Consider the following 16117-nt stretch of genomic DNA (forward strand, 5'->3'; position numbering starts at 1 on the left):
TGTTTAAAAGTAATATTGATCTAAAGTTGAAAAATTTAGGATCGTTTGAGCCTTCGCAGAAGGCAAAAACGTAAGTAGCGTATTAGTCTAGTAGGTATTAGTTATATAGGTATTAGTATATTATGGTACAGGCGGACGCGGATTTTGACTGAGACGGACGCGGACTTTGATTATAGCGGACACTACTAGAAGTGCCTATAAAATTTGATTTTACCACTAAGTGCATAGCGGACACTGGATATAAAAATAAAACCAGTTGATCTGGCTTTATTTTCGTAGTAATATTATCTCTGGCACAAGTTTTATTACTACAGCAGCAAATTTCGTTACAATTATAAAGGTTGCTATCCCTTAATTTTCATACTGTAAAGATACGGAAGTTTTACTGATCTGCAAAATATAATCATCTGATTCTTAAAACTTTAAACTGGTATATATCTGAAGTCAAAATTATGGTAGGCTGGCTTTTCGCAATCTACAGGTAAAGAGAATATAGCCAAAATAATTCGGTTTTTTGGAAGCTGGGGGATTTTTAGAAGATTTTACTTTTATATACCCAGCCTCGAAAAATCCCCCAACTACCTAATTTATGGACTTTAGATACTCATAAACTAGATAATTTATTGATAATCAAAATTTTTATCTTTAAGGCTGATTATGTACCTTCTGGTGACATTCTTTACAGAGGGACATTAGATTATCTGGATTATATGCTAATGCTAATCTCTTTAGATGGTCATTAGTAGACATAAAGCTAATGATGTGATGAATATCTACAGCAGGAACTATTTTACCTTCTTGCTGGCAGAGTTGGCAAAGTGGATGCTGCTGTAAATATGCAGATCTAAGTTTACGCCATTGGCTAGTATCATATATCTTCCTTCTATCCTCTCTATTTATCTGTCTATTCTTCTGTTTGGCAGGTTTCTGTAGGTATGGCATTTGTGAATAGTTTTTTCAGTTGTTTGTGATCCATCTTAGTTTGGTAGCGTAACATCTTAATTCTATATTCTATATGATCTAATATACTATCTTCTATTCCTTCTGATATAACTTTGAGTAAGGTGTTATGAAATATATCTTCATCTGTCTGGGATAATTCCAGATAGGTAGTATTACCCACATATTTAGCTCTTAAACGTTCATAGTTGTTAGCTATTACCTTTGCTACTACTGCACTAGTTTCTAAAGCAGGATAATTAAATTTGTGTTCGCTGTAAGTTTCTGGTGAAGGGTTAATGATGGCTTCTATATCTTCTAGCTTTATCTGTAGTATCTTACTTGTTCGATCTATACCATAGTCATAAATGTATTGTAGCAGTGTTTCTCTATCTAGTCTTAGCTCTTTCATAGTATTTGTTTAGTAGTTCTTCATTATTATCAAAAAAATCTTTTAAAATCATTCTAATTATCTTAGATTTGTCTGTGGAAGTCGCTTGTTGGAGAATTGATAGGTTAAGGTCTAGTTCTTCATCCAATCTCACAGTAACGCGTGTAGATTTTGAGGTTGGTTTCATTGGGGTAATTGATTTACAATATATAAAGATACAAAAAACTAACTAATAAAACAAATGTATTATGAAAAAAGTGTATAAATACTTTGGTAAACATCCTTTACTTATATGTGCAATAGTAGTTTTTACTATATGTTTAATAATGTTTATATTATATATAACAAAGTTCAATAATGGGTTATCCAGTGAGTCTGATAAATGGAGTGCTTTTGGATGTTATTTTAGTTCAATAACTGGCTTTTTAGCTTTTGGAGCTGTTTTATATACTTCTCATTTGTCAGAGCTAAGAGCAGAAGATGCAGAAAGGAAGAATAGAGAACAAGAGATTGATGCTGAAAATAGATCGAGAATTGATAATGAACGAACTATTTTCTTTCAATTATTGGGATTACACACTAAGAAAGTAGATTCTGTTGTTTTTAAAGATGATAGAGCTTCAGAAGCATTTAAGTCCTATTATGCTAAAGCTAGTGATTATTTAAGTATTTATATTTTAATCAAAGAACTTATAAATATAAAGGATACGGAGGATATAAATGATGAATTACGTGGCGGTTATAAAAAATTATTTTCAACTCATTTCCCTAAATGTAAATTTGATTATAGTGTAAAAAACTTTGATGATTTTAAGAAAAAAGTAAAATCGGAACTTCTTTATGATTGCATATATATGCCTAAGAATTTTGCCTTTAATATTCAACCAATAATTTCTCGAAAAGTGCAGGAAGAAGATTTTTCTTATTTATACGAAGTTATAAAGTTTGTAGCAGATATTATGTATAAAGAATATGGACACATATTAGGGCACTACTTCCGTAATATGTACTATGTAATGGATACTATTAATAACTTCTCTGATCAGAAGAACTACAAAGAATTATTCAGAGCACAGCTATCCAGATATGAACTAGCATTGGGGGTCTTTAATGCTGTTAGTAGTCGATCTGGTATTAAGATGGTAGAATTACTAGAAGATTTTGCAGTATTTAAAGATCTATATGAGGAAGATATGAAAATATTGAAATTCGCTAAAGAAGGAGGTGTAGAGCCTAGTATACTTATTAAAAATATACTTAATGAATACAAGAAAGATGTAAGTAAAAAGTCTGACAAATAGCTGGTTCCAATATAGAAATAACCAAAATCTTAACTATTTATGGGAAATTATAAAATACCTTCTGATATATGTAAAGAAGCGAAGGACTATATGAATGACGTACTGCAAAGATTGGAAGAATCAGGAGTATTGGAAAATGTAGATACTGCTGCACTAGATATGCTAGCCAGAAACTATAGTATGTTTATCGCTGCTTCTAAACAGATCGAGCGCGAAGGTGCTACTATCACTAATGTACAGGGAAATATAGTGAAACATCCTGCTGTAACTATTGCCAAAGATGCACAAGTACAGGCTGTAAAAATTATGCAGGAATTTGGCTTAACAGCTAAAGCCAGAACCAGACTACCTAAACTAGATAAAAAAGAGGAAGAAGATTCACCACTAGAACAATTTGTAAAGACTGCTAAAGAGGTACGCTAATGAAACTATACTACGATTATTGTAGTAAGGTTTTAGATGGAAGTATTGTAGTTGGAGAATATATTAAACTAGCCTGTGAGAGATTCCAGAACGATCTTCAAAGGGATGATCTGGTATTCATAGAAGATAAAGTAGACCGGGCTATTCAGTTTATTTCTACTCTTAGACACTATACAGGTAAACATTCTGGTAAATCATTCATACTAGAAGGCTGGCAGCAGTTCATAATAGCTAATATAGTAGGCTGGTACTGGAAAGAATCAGGAACTAGACGCTATACAAGTAGTTATATAGAAGTAAGTAGAAAACAGGGTAAAACTGCTTTAGCTGCTGCACTATGTTTGTACTACTTAATAGCTGATGGCGAAGATGGTGCTGAAGTATTACTGGCTGCAAACAGTAAAGAGCAAGCTAAGATTGCTTTTGATATGTGCAGTAAATTTAGTAAAGGGCTAGATCCTAAAGGGAAATTTCTTACAGCTTACAGGGCAGATATTCTATTTAGCCTTACTAATTCAAAACTGAAAGTACTGGCTGCTGATGATAGCAAGCTAGATGGATTTAATGCCAGTTTTGGTTTATTGGATGAATACCACGCTGCTGCAAATAGTAAAGTGAGAGACGTTATTAAGTCCTCTATGGGAATGCGTGAAAATCCACATCTATGTACTATTACTACTGCTGGATTTGATAAATCATTACCTTGTTACCAACTTAGAACTGTAGCTATCGAAGTGCTGAACCATTTAAAGGAAGATGATAGTATGTTTATTGCTATCTACTCTTTAGATGGTAGTGATAATTGGCAGGATGAAAAGAACTGGTGTAAATGTGCTCCAAATTTAGGTGTAACAGTTACTAAGAAGTATATCAAGGAACAGGTACAGCAGGCTAAGAATAATCCCAGTGATGAAGTTGGAGTTAAAACTAAAACCTTAAATATCTGGTGTGATTCTGCTACTGTTTGGATTCCAGAAGACTATATAGTGAAATGTAGTGATGTGGTTGATTTTTCATCTTTATCTGGAGATTGCTATATAGGTGTAGACTTAGGTGCTACCAGCGACTTAACTGCTGTGTCCTTCTTACTTGTTGATGGCGATAAATATTACTTCAAAACGCATTACTATTTACCAGAATCAGCATTGGAAGAAAAGACTGATAAAGAATTATACAAGTTATGGAAGCGAGCAGGACTATTAACTGTTACGCCTGGGAATGTTACAGACTATGACTATATAACCCGTGATATATTAAAAGCTAGAGAAGTTGTTAATATAGTATCAGTTAGCTATGATAAATTCAATGCAACTCAATGGGCTATCAATTGTACAGAACAGGGATTACCGTTAGAAGAATATCCACAAACACTAGGCAGTTTCAATAGACCTACTAAAGAACTGGAAAGGCTTATACTATCAGGACAGGCAGTAATAGATAATAACGATATAACCAGAAACTGCTTTAGGAATGTAGTACTTAAATCTGATTACTGTGGTAATGTAAAACCAGTAAAACAGCAGGATAAAAAGAAAATAGATGGTGTAATTGCTATGATACAGGCATTAGGTGGTTATCTACTTACACCACATTATTCAAATACGATATAACATAAAACCTTAACTATGGGATTATTTGATTTTTGGAAGAAACCAAAACAAGTAATAGAAGAAGAAAGGACTTATTCACCTTATGGGTTGAATAGTCTGATATATAATTCCAATTCCAGCTACAGCAATAATAAAGCTATGCTATTATCTACAGTTTATAGATGTGTAGATGTTATTGGAGATTCTGTAGCCCAATTGCCTTTAGAACCTTACTTTATTGATAAAGATGGTTACAAAAGGAAGTTTACAGAACACCCTTCTTACTATTTACTAAATAGAGAACCAAACAGAAAGATGAGCCGATTTACTTTTATGAAAACATTAATTACCAGTGTTCTCTTAGATGGTAATGGCTACGCATATATAGAAAGAGATGATAAAGGGGATGCAGTAGCATTGAAATTAATTCCTTCTGAATTAGTTACTGTATCTAATTTGAATGACAACATAATGTACAATGTTGTAGGATTTAAGCAACTGGTAGAACCTGTAAATATGATCCATATTCTGAACTTCAGCTATGATGGTATTACTGGGATCAGTACACTGCAACACGCTAGAAATACTTTAGGACTAGCTACAGATAGTGAAGCACACGCAGAAGGGTTCTTTAAAGGTGGTGCAAACTTGGCTGGAATCATTAAAGTACAATCTTCATTAACACCAAAGCAGAAGCAGGATATTAGAGAAAGTTGGCAAAGCACATTCAGTCCAATTACAGGAACACCTAATGGTATAGCCGTATTGGAAGGTAATATGGACTTTCAACCAATAACAGTTAATCCATCTGATGCACAACTATTAGAAACTAGACAGTTTAATGTAATAGACATTTGTCGCTTCTTTGGAGTTTCACCAGTTAAAGCATTTGACCTAAGTAAAAGTAGCTACAGTACAGTAGAAGCCACACAACTGGCATTCCTTACTGATACACTAGCACCTTTATTAGAAAAGATAGAGCTGGAATTTGAAAGAAAACTGTATAAACCATCTGAAAGAAATAGTATAGATGTGCGCTTTGATACATCTGTATTGCTTAGGGCAGATAAGGCTAGTCTGGCAAATTACTATAATACCTTATTCCAGATCGGGGTTATTACTCCAAATGAAATTAGAAAGGCTTTAGACTTAGAAGCTATAGAAAATGGTGATCATACATTTGTACAGGTGAATGTTCAGACCTTAAACAATGCAGTAAAAGATAATGCAGATACTAACCTTTTAAATGGTGAAGATGATACAGAAAGTATATAAGGGTTCTGATTTAATGATTGAACTGTCACTAAAAGATGCTGAAGGAACACCATATAGAATTAATACAACTAATGGGTTCAGTATTAAATTCTTTACTACTAATCCTAGTAATTCTATTGAAGGTCATTATATGGCTGGTGAATACTCAGATATTATTGAAGGTGATATAACTGATTATATGGCTTTAAATGCAGATGATTTAGAAAAGCTGGATGATGGTATATTAAACTACGTTTATACTATTAGAACTGCAAATTCAGATTTTAAAGATGGCTTTTATGATGAAACAGTTAAAGGTCAAACAGATTTATATATAAAATCAAAACTAAACTGTAATGAGTACCTATAGTATGGATAAAGCTAGAAAAAAAGTATATGATTTAGAATTGAAAAGGGCTAATATAGTAGTTGGATCTGGAGGTGGTTCTAATACAATATGGGGAGCTATTACTGGTGATATTACACAGCAGAAAGATTTACAAAATGAATTATCTTCTATAAAAGAATCTATTCCTGTACCTTACAATGATACCCAAGTAAAGACAGATATAGAATCATTGAAACTAGATAAAGCCGATAAATCTGATATTCCAGATACTTCTAATCTGGCTAGTAAAACAGATCTATCTTCTTCTTTACTTGGTAAAGCCGATAAATCAGATACTTATACTAAGCTAGAAGTTGACAATAAAATAACCGATTCTGGTAGTGTCGATCTGACTGCTTATTACACTAAAGAAGAAATAGAAGGTAAAGCCTATTTGACTACAGAAACAGATCCTACAGTTCCTGATTGGGCTAAACAGCCAAATAAGCCTACATATACAGCTAACGAAGTTGGCGCACTTCCTGATACGACTAAAATTCCTGATATTACTGGACTGGCTACTAAAACAGAATTAACAGAAGGTCTGGCTACAAAGGCTGATATTTTATCTTTAGATGGTTTGGCGACTAAAAAAGAAATAGAAAGTAAAGCTAACTCTGCTGATGTATATACCAAAGAAGAAATAGGAAGTAAGTTAGGAAATATAGATACAATTTTAGATTCTATAAATGGTGAAATTGTATGAGTACGGCTGATAAATTACAAACAATAATCAACACTAAAGCTGCTATTAGGCAAGCTATATTAGATAAAGGTGTTGTTATTGCTGATTCAGATACATTCGCTAGCTATCCAAATAAGATAGCTAATATAGAATCTGACGGTAGTTCATTTAATATACCAGATGGTACAAAGTTTGGTAATAGCACGTGGGCAACAATTCCTAATGAAGTAATCACTTATGTCGAAAATCTAAGTAACTTGGATAAAATATTTAATGATTGTAGTAATATCACCGGTAATATCACATTAGATTTATCAAAAGCAACTAAGATGCAAAATTTTATGTCTGCTAAGAAGTTAGGTACGGTAAGATTAAAAACGCCTAATGTAACTTCTATAAATTATCTATTTTCTGATATTAATCCAAATTTCAAATTATACTTAGATTTAGATAGTATTTTAGATGGTTACTATGCTGGCAGTAATAGTAGTAATGGCAATTATGATGTTGATTATTTTCTAAATAATCTAGGAAAAGCAAATGTTAAAAGTTACTCTGGTTTACTTTCAATGGCTTCTTGGAGCTATGATAGCCTTATATATACTTTACTAGATCATAGTGTAGATAGAACTACACACCCTAAAGGGAATTTATCTATTGCTTTATATGCTACAACTAAAGCTAAACTTACTGATTCGGATATAGCGGCAATAACAGCTAAAGGATATACAATAACTTAACTATGATACAAAGCAATTATACAGTATTAATACTAGAACCAACAGAAGGACATACATTAACACAATCAGCAGATGTTTCCATAGCAGAAAGAATACTTTCAAAAAAGATCTTTCTAGCAGTAAATGATAGTCCTGCTAATTGGAAAGAAATTACAGATTCAGAAGCTGAACAGATAAGGATAGAGCAGGAAGCAGAAGAAAATAAATAATGAAAGAACTACGAAACTGTAACTATGAAATAAGAACCACTACACCAGAATCCAGACAAGTTGAAGGCTATGCTTTAGTATTCAATAAAGAATCTAGGGATCTAGGTGGATTTACAGAGATTATAGAACCTGAAGCATTAGAAGGTATATTAGATAAATCTGATATTCTTTGTCTGCTTAATCATAATGAAGAAAGAGGAGTATTAGCCAGATCAAAATACGGCAAAGGCTCACTTACTTTATCTGTAGATGGTACTGGTTTAAAATATAGATTTGAAGCACCCAATACAGCACTTGGGGATGAACTACTGGAAGGACTTAAAAGAGGTGATATTACTACTTCTTCATTTGCCTTTACTATTGAAGGTGATAAATGGGAAAAGAGAACAGACGGTAAGTATCTAAGACGGATCACTAAGTTTAAAGAACTATTTGATGTTTCCCCTGTGTATAAAGAAGCATATCCAGATACTTCTGTAGCTTGTAGAAAGATGCAAGAACTGGATTCAGAAGAATTAAAGGACTATTACCAAAACCTTAGAAAAGGATTATAATGGACACATTGACTTTAATAGACCAAAAAGAACAACTAAGAAAAAAAGCAGAAGCGTTAATTGCTGGTGCTGAAAAGGAATTAAGAAAGCTGAATGAAGGAGAAGAAAGTGAACTTATTTCCATTAAGAAAGAGATTGCAGATTTAGAAAGCCAGATCAGACAAATAGAAGAAGAAACAAAACGTAACTATAAACCACAAACTAAAACTATGGAAAAATTTTCATTGTTAAAGGCTATTAATGATGTAGCCAACAACAGACAACTAGACGAGAGAGCACAGGAAGTTGTATCTACAGGTGTTGCAGAAATGCGCAAAGCAGGACAGTCTTACAGCGGACAAATTGTACTACCTATCGAAGAAAGAGCAGACATTCAGGCTACAGTAGCTACTGCTGGACTGGAAAATGTAGCAGAAGATAAATTAGGAATCCTAGAGCCATTAAGAGCAAATTTAGTACTGGTACAAGCTGGTGCTTCTTATATGACTGGCTTAATTGGTAATGTATCTATTCCTGTTTATTCAGGTTCTAATGTTACTTGGGCTGGTGAAGTAACAGAAGCTACAGAAGGTGCAGGTACATTTAGTGAAGTAAATCTAGAACCTAAAAGATTGACCGCTTATATTGACGTATCAAAACAGTTCCTTATTCAGGATTCTAATTCTGCTGAAGAAATGTTGAAACGTGATATTGTAGCAGCTATTTCTAATAAACTGGAAGCAACTATTTTAGGTACTGGTGTAGGATCGGCTAATGAACCTAAAGGTTTACTAAATGGCGTAACTGCTGATACTGCTGCTATCACTTATAAGGATATTGTAGCTATGGAAGCTGAACTAGAAGATGCAAATGTAAGAGGTGATATTAAATATATCGTATCTCCATCTGCTAAAGCAGATCTTAAAACTACAGATAAAGGAACTGATACAGGTAAGTATTTGATGGAAGGAAACGAAGTAAATGGTTATCCAGTTCTTTGTACTTCTGCTGTAGCTGGTAAAGGTGTAGTAATGGGTAATTTCTCTGATTACGTAATTGGTCAGTGGGGAGGTATCGACTTAACTGTAGATCCATATACACAGGCTGCTAAAGGTAAAGTAAGATTGGTTATCAATGCTTACTTTGATGCTAAACCACGTAGAGAGGAAGCATTCGTTACTAAAGTTCTGAAAGCGTAAACTTAACTATATAAGCTATGTATATAACACTATGTGAAGCAAAGAAGCATTTACTTATTGATTATTCATTTAATCAGGATGATGAGTATATACTAGCTTTAATTGATGTAGCAGAAGATGCTGTAGCTATAAACTTAAATGTTCAGCTAGCCAGCATTACAGTAGGTGGAGAATTACCACCTGCTGTAAAAGCTGCTATTCTTTTATTGGTTGGTAACTTATATGCTAATAGAGAACCTGTAGCCTATACTTCTGTAAATAAAGTACCCTATACTTTCGATTACCTTATATCACTATATAAAAACTACAAGTAATGAGAGCAGGACTATTAACAGAACCTGTTACTTTCAAACGTGCTACTATTACGAAAAATGAGTATGGACAGGAAGTTACATATTGGGAAAACTATATTATAACCAGAGGTAACGTAAAGTATAATACAGGTAACAGGGCTATAGAGAATCAGGAAATCATTAATACCTATACAGTAATATTCACTGTTAGAAGCTATCATAAGATAGATGAATCTATGAGAGTGCTATATAATAAGAGACTGTATAGAATCCTGTCTATTAATGAGGATAGGCAATCTACTACTATTATAGGAGAACTGATAAATGAGTAATGTAGATGCAAAGCAAGTCCTTCAAATGTTTGCTGAACTGGATTCCAAACGCCAGAAGAAAGTACATAGGGATGCATTAAAGAAAGCAACAGGCATACTGCTTAAAGAAGTTAGAAAGAACTTTAGAACTGTAGTAAAAAAGCCAAACAGCCGTAATAGATGGAATGGTAAAACTTTTTCATCTGGTATTAAGTCCAGTATCAATAAGGAAGTTACAGAAGGTAAAGTACATATACTGGGAGACTTTAGACTAAAATTCTTTGAGCTTGGGACTAAAGTACGTTATAAGCGTACAGTAAGAGCTACTACAGGAAAAATAACAGCCAGCTACTTTTTTAAGAGAGCTAGAGAAGCAAAAGAAACCGAAATATCTAGCAGTATGAATAATATAATTACTCAATCAATACAGAAAGTAAATGAAAAGTTTAGAGGTAGGTAAAGAAATCTATTCTCTTTTAAATGGTGATGCTAGATTAACAACTTTAGTAGAAAATAAAATCTATCCTATCATAGTAGAGAAAGAAACAACTTACCCTTTTATAGTCTATAAAAGAAGTAATATTATTCCAGACTATACAAAGGACTTCCATTTAAAAGACAATGTAATAATAGATATTATCTGTGTTTCTAATGACTATGCACAAGGGATAGAAATAGCAGAGATTGTAAGAGATATATTAGAAGATAAAAGGACAAAGGATATACAAAGCATTAAACTGGAATCAGCAGATGAAGATTTTATAGACGATGCTTATGTACAAACATTAAGTTTTAATTTAACTATAAACAAATAATATAACTATGGGAAATCCAATTAATGGTAGTGACCTAATGCTATTTTTAGGTACTGGCAGCGATGCTTCTGTGACTTATAAATCTATAGCTTTTGCCACTAGCCATAAACTTTCTCTTTCTGCAGAAACAGTAGAAACAAGTTCTAAAGATACTGGTGGTAAATGGGTATCTAAGGCAGTACGTAAACTAAGCTGGAATATGAGTACAGATAACTTATTCTCTTTAGATGGAGAAGGTTCTACTTATGATGATCTGTTTGATCTAATGACAGGAAGAAAGGAAATAGATGTAGTATTCAGTCTGGAAAAAGATTACGCTAGTAAAGCGGATGAAGTACCAACAGGAGGATGGACACCTGTAACTACTGGACAATATAAAGGAAAGGTAGTTATTACCAGTCTGGAACTAAATGCACCTAATGGAGATAACGCAACATTTACAGCTTCTTTTGAAGGTGTGGGAGCACTAGCGAAAGTATCTGCTTAATTTTTAATTTCTAAAGCCTTTATATCTCTGCTATAGGGGTGTAAGGGCTTTACTTATATATAGACTATGGAAATAACAATTAAAGACAACACATATAAAGTGAAGTACAGCATTAGAGCAATGTTTGTATTTGAGAAGTTGACCGGTAAAATATTCAATCTGGAGAATTTGATGGACTGGTATATATTCTACTATTCTATGATACTGGCTAATAATCCAGAATGTAGTTTACTATTTGATGATTTTATAGATGAATGTGATTCTAAACCTGCTTTGGTAATTGATATTCAGAATTATCTTACTACTGAATTTCAGAAGCAAGGACAACTGGAACCATTTAAAGAAGAAGATACAGCAAAAAAAAAGTAATAGCCATAACTGACCTGTATAGTATCATAGTAGTAGAATGTGGAATCCAGCCAGATTACTTTCTGGATCGTATGCAATGGTATGAAATAGAAGCCTGTTTAAATGGTCTGGAAAATAAAAATAAGGCAGGTTGGGAACAGGCTAGATTTATCGGTTATGTTACTGCACAGGTTAATAATACAAAGAAACTGAAACCAACCGATATACTTACTTTTACTTGGGATAAGCCAGAAGATGTTAGTAAAGAAACTATTATTACTAATGAAGATGTACAGCGATTAAAAGATAAAGCAAATCAAACCTTAACACTATTATAATAATGGCTGATTTAATTACAAGGCTAATACTTAATACACAGCAGTTCGATCAGAATATAGGTAAATCCAGTAAGCAAATACAGGGATTCCAGCAGAAGATACAAGGATTTTCCAGTGGTGCTATTGGTGCTTTTACTAAGTTTGCAGGTGGTATTGGATTAGCAATTAGTGCAGGTGAAGCACTCAATAAGATGATGCGCAGCAATCAGACTACCAGCGATATGTTCGATAACAATATGAATGCAGCCAGAGATTCAGTAGATGCTTTCTTTAGATCATTAACTACTGGTGACTGGAGCGTATTTAGTAATGGTATTATTGCAGCCTTTACAAACCTGAAAGAATTATCTGCTTTAATGGATGAACTGGCAGATAAAAAGTTATCCCTGTCATATATTAAAGCAGAGGATTTAAAAGAGATCGAGCAATACGAGACTGTAGCCAAAGACACTAATAAAAGTCTGGATGAAAGAAAAATAGCTGCTGAAAAGATGGCAATGGCTGTAAAGCACCTGTCTAAAGAAACTGCTGATTATATAAAGTCCAGTGAAGAAGGACTATCTAAAACATATAAAGCTAATTATGGAGTTGATGTAGATAGAGAAACATTGGATTACTTCTTTAAGCATACAAATAAATCAGATGGTAGTGTATTGTCTGAAATAGATAAGTATAAGAAAGAGAGAGCAGCGTTAGAACGTAAATATACTACAACTACTACAGTTCCTTCTTCTTTTGGTGCTACTACTATATCTACTCTTAGTAAGGAAGGAAAGGAAGCATTACAGCAGTATGATAAACAGAATGAGTTTATAAGGACACAATCTGTCTTGCTGGAAGAAGTAGACGACAAAAGAGTAGCTACATTGAATGTGCTGAAAGAACAGTATGCTATGGAGCGTGAGATATATAGTCTACAAAAGAGAACGGATGAAACAGGCAGAACGGTTAATAATTCTGGAAAGACTACTAAGGCGAAAGAAATAATACCAGAAGGTTCATTAGCAGAACTGGATAAGAAATTGGCTGAATGGCGAAAGAAATTTAATGAAGCAACTACTTTAGAAGCCAGATTAGCTGCTGATAAGATGGTAAAGGAGATCAGCCAACAGAAAGCACATCTAAATGTAGAAGTAAAATATGGCGAAGCCAGTGATTTAAAGGAACTAGTTAATAAACAGAAGATCCCAACACTATCGGTAAAGGGGAAGAATGTTAAGGAGGATATTAAAAGTGGTGCATTGGATATTAAGCCTATCGACAACAGTATAATAGAATCAAATTATAGCTATGCTGATTCTTTAAATGCTATTGGTTCTATAATGGGATCAATAACCAATCTGACAAATGAAGGTGCTGCTGCTTGGATTAGTTGGGGAGCTAATATACTCACTGCTATAGCTGCTGCTATACCTGCTATTGCTACATTAACCGTAACAAAGAAAGCAGAAGCTACAGCCAATAGTGAAGCTGCCGTTACTGGTGCTATGTCGTCTGTAGCTTCTATACCTTTTGTTGGTTGGATTATGGCTTTAGCTGCTGGTGCTTCTGTTATTGCTGCAATGGCTTCGATTCCTAAGTTTGCTGGTGGTGGTATATTTAGTGGCAATTCTTTTATAGGGGATAATATGATAGCCAGAGTAAATAGCGGTGAAATGATTCTGAACAACAGACAACAGAAGAACCTGTTTAATCTCTTAGATGGCAAAGGTGGAGTTTCTTCTTTAAATGGTGGAACAGTTGAATTTAAACTCAAAGGTAAAGAACTAGTAGGTGTTTTGAATGCACAAGCAAGTAAGACAAATAAATACAAATAATCAATGTATAACCTAATATATACAGTGCCGTTTACTAATGTAGATGGTGAAGCCTTAACTGTACAAATACTGGAAGATGGTGGAACTGGATTACCTGTAGAACTTACAGGTGGTACGCCACCATTTATAGTAGATGTAAACGATGAAGATTTTTTATATACTCCAACCAGATTCAGCGGTGCTACATTAAAGCTGGTTGGAAGTGATTACCTACAAAGATTGTTTAGTACACAATACCAGAAGTTCAAAGTAAATCTGATTAAAGGCAGTTCTGTTATCTGGACAGGCTTTATAACGCCAGAACTATATTCACAGGATTATGATAACAGCCTGTTTGAATTGGAAATAGAATGTATATCAGCCTTATCTACTTTAGAATATATAGACTATAAACAGGAAGGATCTACTATCTCTTTACTTGGATTGATTAGGAAATGTATTACTGAAAGCAAAGGAGATTTTAGAGCCGTTTATATTCCCAAGACCTATACTTCTTCTTTAGATGGGATTACTGTTAGTACTGCTAACTTCATTGATGAAGATGGTAAAGCTATGACTTTAAAAGAATGTCTGGAAGAAGTATGTAAGTTTCTCAACTGGACTGTAACGGAATATGACGGTTGTGTCTATTTCATAGATGTAGACTACATAAAGGCAGGTAAAACAGCATACACTAATATGCTTACTAATACATCTGTTATATTATCTTCTACCATTAACTTACAAGCAATACCATCTAAAGGAAGCAGTAACTTATTATCTATCTTAGGTGGATATAATAAAGTTGTTATCATAGATAGTGATTATGAAGCAGATAAAGATCAGCTATATCCAGAACTGGAATTTGCTAATGATACAAAATTACACCATTCTGTATTAGATGAAGGAGGAAAAAGGTATCAAAAAGAATATTATGATTCAACCGCATTTAATTTCTCAACATTCAAATATAATACTTCATCAAATAGTTATGAATCAACATCTGATAGTATGTTTAACAATGTTGGTAAACAATTAGCTGGTTCAATAGCTGTACAACAATCGAATTATGAAATTGATAATATGCCAAATAAATTGAATTGGGATAAAATGATTGAAATAAAGCAATATGAAGATGACTATGAAACAGTCGGTTATGATAAATACTTATGTAGACAATCAGATTCAACTATATTGGCTAAATATCCAGTCATTAAAACTAAGACACCTTCGTCTACACTAGTGTTTGATCCTTCAATTAAGTTGGCTATCAATTTCCAGATCTATCCTTTAGCTGATGATTTAAATGGTATTATTGGAGATTTTAATTATAAAGTTGGTGGTACAGATAATTTTGATTTAGATGGTGTATATGTATTAGCACGTCTAAGGTGTGGAGATTATTGGTATAACGGAACAACTTGGACAACAAACTCTAATAACTCATTTAAGCTATATACTGATATAACAAGAAAGAATGTAGTTGGTGAATGGTTTAATGCAAGGAATACAAATGACTTTACGCAAGGGGTAAACGACTTGGAAGGAACAATAATTAACTTCGATAGAACAATAGTAGGTGATTTGGAATTAGTTCTTTACAATCCCAAATTTGAAACAGCAGTTACTTATTTCTTTCTAAAAGATATAACAATTGATAGCCAAAAGATCAATTATTCAACCGTTGCAAAGGATAATGATAAAGAAGATACCAAGTATGAGAATGTAGTAAATGGGGACTATATTAACGCTTTGGATGATATAGAGTTTAAGATTACCTCTAAGAATGATAGTGAATTATCATTTAGTAAAGCTATAACAGGCAGTTCTATACTGGATAAGCTGGCTAATACCATTTATAATAGTAGTGATAAACCAGAGAAGTTATTAATACAGAGAATCATTAACCAGTATCAACAGCCAAAGATCAAACTAACCCAAATTGTAAAACCAATCATATTCCCTTATTCCATTATCACAGATAGCTATCTATCTGGTAAAAAGTTCCTGTTTACTGGTGGAACTATTAATTACGAAGATAATAGTATAGAATGCAATATGATAGAACTAAATTAACT

The 16117-nt window shown here is 33.4% G+C and carries 21 protein-coding genes; 19 read left to right on the forward strand and 2 right to left on the reverse strand.

From position 1 onward, the window contains the following. Positions 1-645: 645 nt before the first annotated feature. Positions 646-942 (reverse strand): HNH endonuclease, encoded by a 297-nt coding sequence (locus tag HMPREF1536_RS14700; protein ID WP_028728748.1) that lies wholly within the window; start codon positions 940-942, stop codon positions 646-648. Continuing rightward, the gene (locus HMPREF1536_RS14705; protein ID WP_028728747.1) at positions 905-1351 is read right to left on the reverse strand and encodes a hypothetical protein; all 447 of its coding nucleotides are present in this window, start codon (positions 1349-1351) and stop codon (positions 905-907) included. The genes HMPREF1536_RS14700 and HMPREF1536_RS14705 overlap by 38 nt, the downstream gene beginning before the upstream one ends. A gap of 227 nt (positions 1352-1578) precedes the next feature. Between HMPREF1536_RS14705 and HMPREF1536_RS14715 the strand changes: the two genes are divergently transcribed. The 19 genes from HMPREF1536_RS14715 (at position 1579) to HMPREF1536_RS14805 (ending at position 16115) form a co-directional block, all read left to right on the forward strand. Then, a complete protein-coding gene (locus HMPREF1536_RS14715; protein ID WP_028728745.1) occupies positions 1579-2631 on the forward strand; it encodes a putative phage abortive infection protein in 1053 nt (350 codons plus the stop codon). A 39-nt stretch (positions 2632-2670) separates the two neighbouring features. Continuing rightward, positions 2671-3054, forward strand: coding sequence for a phage terminase small subunit P27 family (locus HMPREF1536_RS14720; protein ID WP_028728744.1), 384 nt, complete (start codon positions 2671-2673; stop codon positions 3052-3054). Next, positions 3054-4664: a terminase large subunit gene (locus HMPREF1536_RS14725; RefSeq protein ID WP_028728743.1), complete on the forward strand. Its 1611-nt coding sequence runs from the start codon at positions 3054-3056 to the stop codon at positions 4662-4664. The genes HMPREF1536_RS14720 and HMPREF1536_RS14725 overlap by 1 nt, the downstream gene beginning before the upstream one ends. Before the next feature lie 15 nt (positions 4665-4679). After that, the gene (locus HMPREF1536_RS14730) at positions 4680-5918 is read left to right on the forward strand and encodes a phage portal protein (protein WP_028728742.1); all 1239 of its coding nucleotides are present in this window, start codon (positions 4680-4682) and stop codon (positions 5916-5918) included. Beyond that, positions 5899-6267, forward strand: coding sequence for a hypothetical protein (locus HMPREF1536_RS14735; RefSeq protein ID WP_028728741.1), 369 nt, complete (start codon positions 5899-5901; stop codon positions 6265-6267). Before HMPREF1536_RS14730 ends, HMPREF1536_RS14735 begins: the two co-directional genes overlap by 20 nt. Position 6268: 1 nt before the next feature. Beyond that, on the forward strand, positions 6269-6991 hold the full coding sequence (locus HMPREF1536_RS14740; protein WP_147337511.1) for a hypothetical protein: 723 nt from the start codon (positions 6269-6271) through the stop codon (positions 6989-6991). After that, positions 6988-7710 carry a hypothetical protein gene (locus tag HMPREF1536_RS14745; RefSeq protein ID WP_028728739.1) on the forward strand — a complete coding sequence of 241 codons (723 nt, stop codon included), beginning with the start codon at positions 6988-6990 and terminating at the stop codon, positions 7708-7710. Before HMPREF1536_RS14740 ends, HMPREF1536_RS14745 begins: the two co-directional genes overlap by 4 nt. Before the next feature lie 2 nt (positions 7711-7712). Beyond that, positions 7713-7919 carry a hypothetical protein gene (locus HMPREF1536_RS14750; protein WP_028728738.1) on the forward strand — a complete coding sequence of 69 codons (207 nt, stop codon included), beginning with the start codon at positions 7713-7715 and terminating at the stop codon, positions 7917-7919. Beyond that, entirely contained in the window at positions 7919-8473 is a 555-nt protein-coding gene (locus HMPREF1536_RS14755) for an HK97 family phage prohead protease (protein WP_028728737.1), read from the forward strand. Before HMPREF1536_RS14750 ends, HMPREF1536_RS14755 begins: the two co-directional genes overlap by 1 nt. Next, the gene (locus tag HMPREF1536_RS14760; protein WP_028728736.1) at positions 8473-9651 is read left to right on the forward strand and encodes a phage major capsid protein; all 1179 of its coding nucleotides are present in this window, start codon (positions 8473-8475) and stop codon (positions 9649-9651) included. Before HMPREF1536_RS14755 ends, HMPREF1536_RS14760 begins: the two co-directional genes overlap by 1 nt. Positions 9652-9668: 17 nt before the next feature. Then, entirely contained in the window at positions 9669-9965 is a 297-nt protein-coding gene (locus HMPREF1536_RS14765) for a head-tail connector protein (RefSeq protein WP_028728735.1), read from the forward strand. Continuing rightward, on the forward strand, positions 9965-10276 hold the full coding sequence (locus HMPREF1536_RS14770) for a phage head closure protein (RefSeq protein ID WP_028728734.1): 312 nt from the start codon (positions 9965-9967) through the stop codon (positions 10274-10276). Before HMPREF1536_RS14765 ends, HMPREF1536_RS14770 begins: the two co-directional genes overlap by 1 nt. After that, positions 10269-10715: a hypothetical protein gene (locus HMPREF1536_RS14775; RefSeq protein ID WP_028728733.1), complete on the forward strand. Its 447-nt coding sequence runs from the start codon at positions 10269-10271 to the stop codon at positions 10713-10715. The genes HMPREF1536_RS14770 and HMPREF1536_RS14775 overlap by 8 nt, the downstream gene beginning before the upstream one ends. Next, positions 10693-11070, forward strand: coding sequence for a tail completion protein gp17 (gene gp17, locus HMPREF1536_RS14780; RefSeq protein ID WP_028728732.1), 378 nt, complete (start codon positions 10693-10695; stop codon positions 11068-11070). The genes HMPREF1536_RS14775 and gp17 overlap by 23 nt, the downstream gene beginning before the upstream one ends. A 7-nt stretch (positions 11071-11077) precedes the next feature. Then, positions 11078-11557 (forward strand): phage tail tube protein, encoded by a 480-nt coding sequence (locus HMPREF1536_RS14785; RefSeq protein ID WP_028728731.1) that lies wholly within the window; start codon positions 11078-11080, stop codon positions 11555-11557. 66 nt (positions 11558-11623) lie between these two features. After that, positions 11624-11926 (forward strand): hypothetical protein, encoded by a 303-nt coding sequence (locus HMPREF1536_RS14790; RefSeq protein ID WP_028728730.1) that lies wholly within the window; start codon positions 11624-11626, stop codon positions 11924-11926. 71 nt (positions 11927-11997) lie between these two features. Further along, complete coding sequence (locus HMPREF1536_RS14795; RefSeq protein WP_044192809.1) at positions 11998-12243, forward strand: hypothetical protein; 246 nt, start codon at positions 11998-12000, stop codon at positions 12241-12243. A 2-nt stretch (positions 12244-12245) separates the two neighbouring features. After that, positions 12246-14060 carry a hypothetical protein gene (locus HMPREF1536_RS14800; protein ID WP_028728728.1) on the forward strand — a complete coding sequence of 605 codons (1815 nt, stop codon included), beginning with the start codon at positions 12246-12248 and terminating at the stop codon, positions 14058-14060. Positions 14061-14063: 3 nt separating this feature from the next. Beyond that, complete coding sequence (locus HMPREF1536_RS14805; RefSeq protein ID WP_028728727.1) at positions 14064-16115, forward strand: hypothetical protein; 2052 nt, start codon at positions 14064-14066, stop codon at positions 16113-16115. Positions 16116-16117: the final 2 nt, after the last annotated feature.

The sequence above is a fragment of the Parabacteroides gordonii MS-1 = DSM 23371 genome, from assembly GCF_000969825.1.
Taxonomy (GTDB): Bacteria; Bacteroidota; Bacteroidia; order Bacteroidales; family Tannerellaceae; genus Parabacteroides; species Parabacteroides gordonii.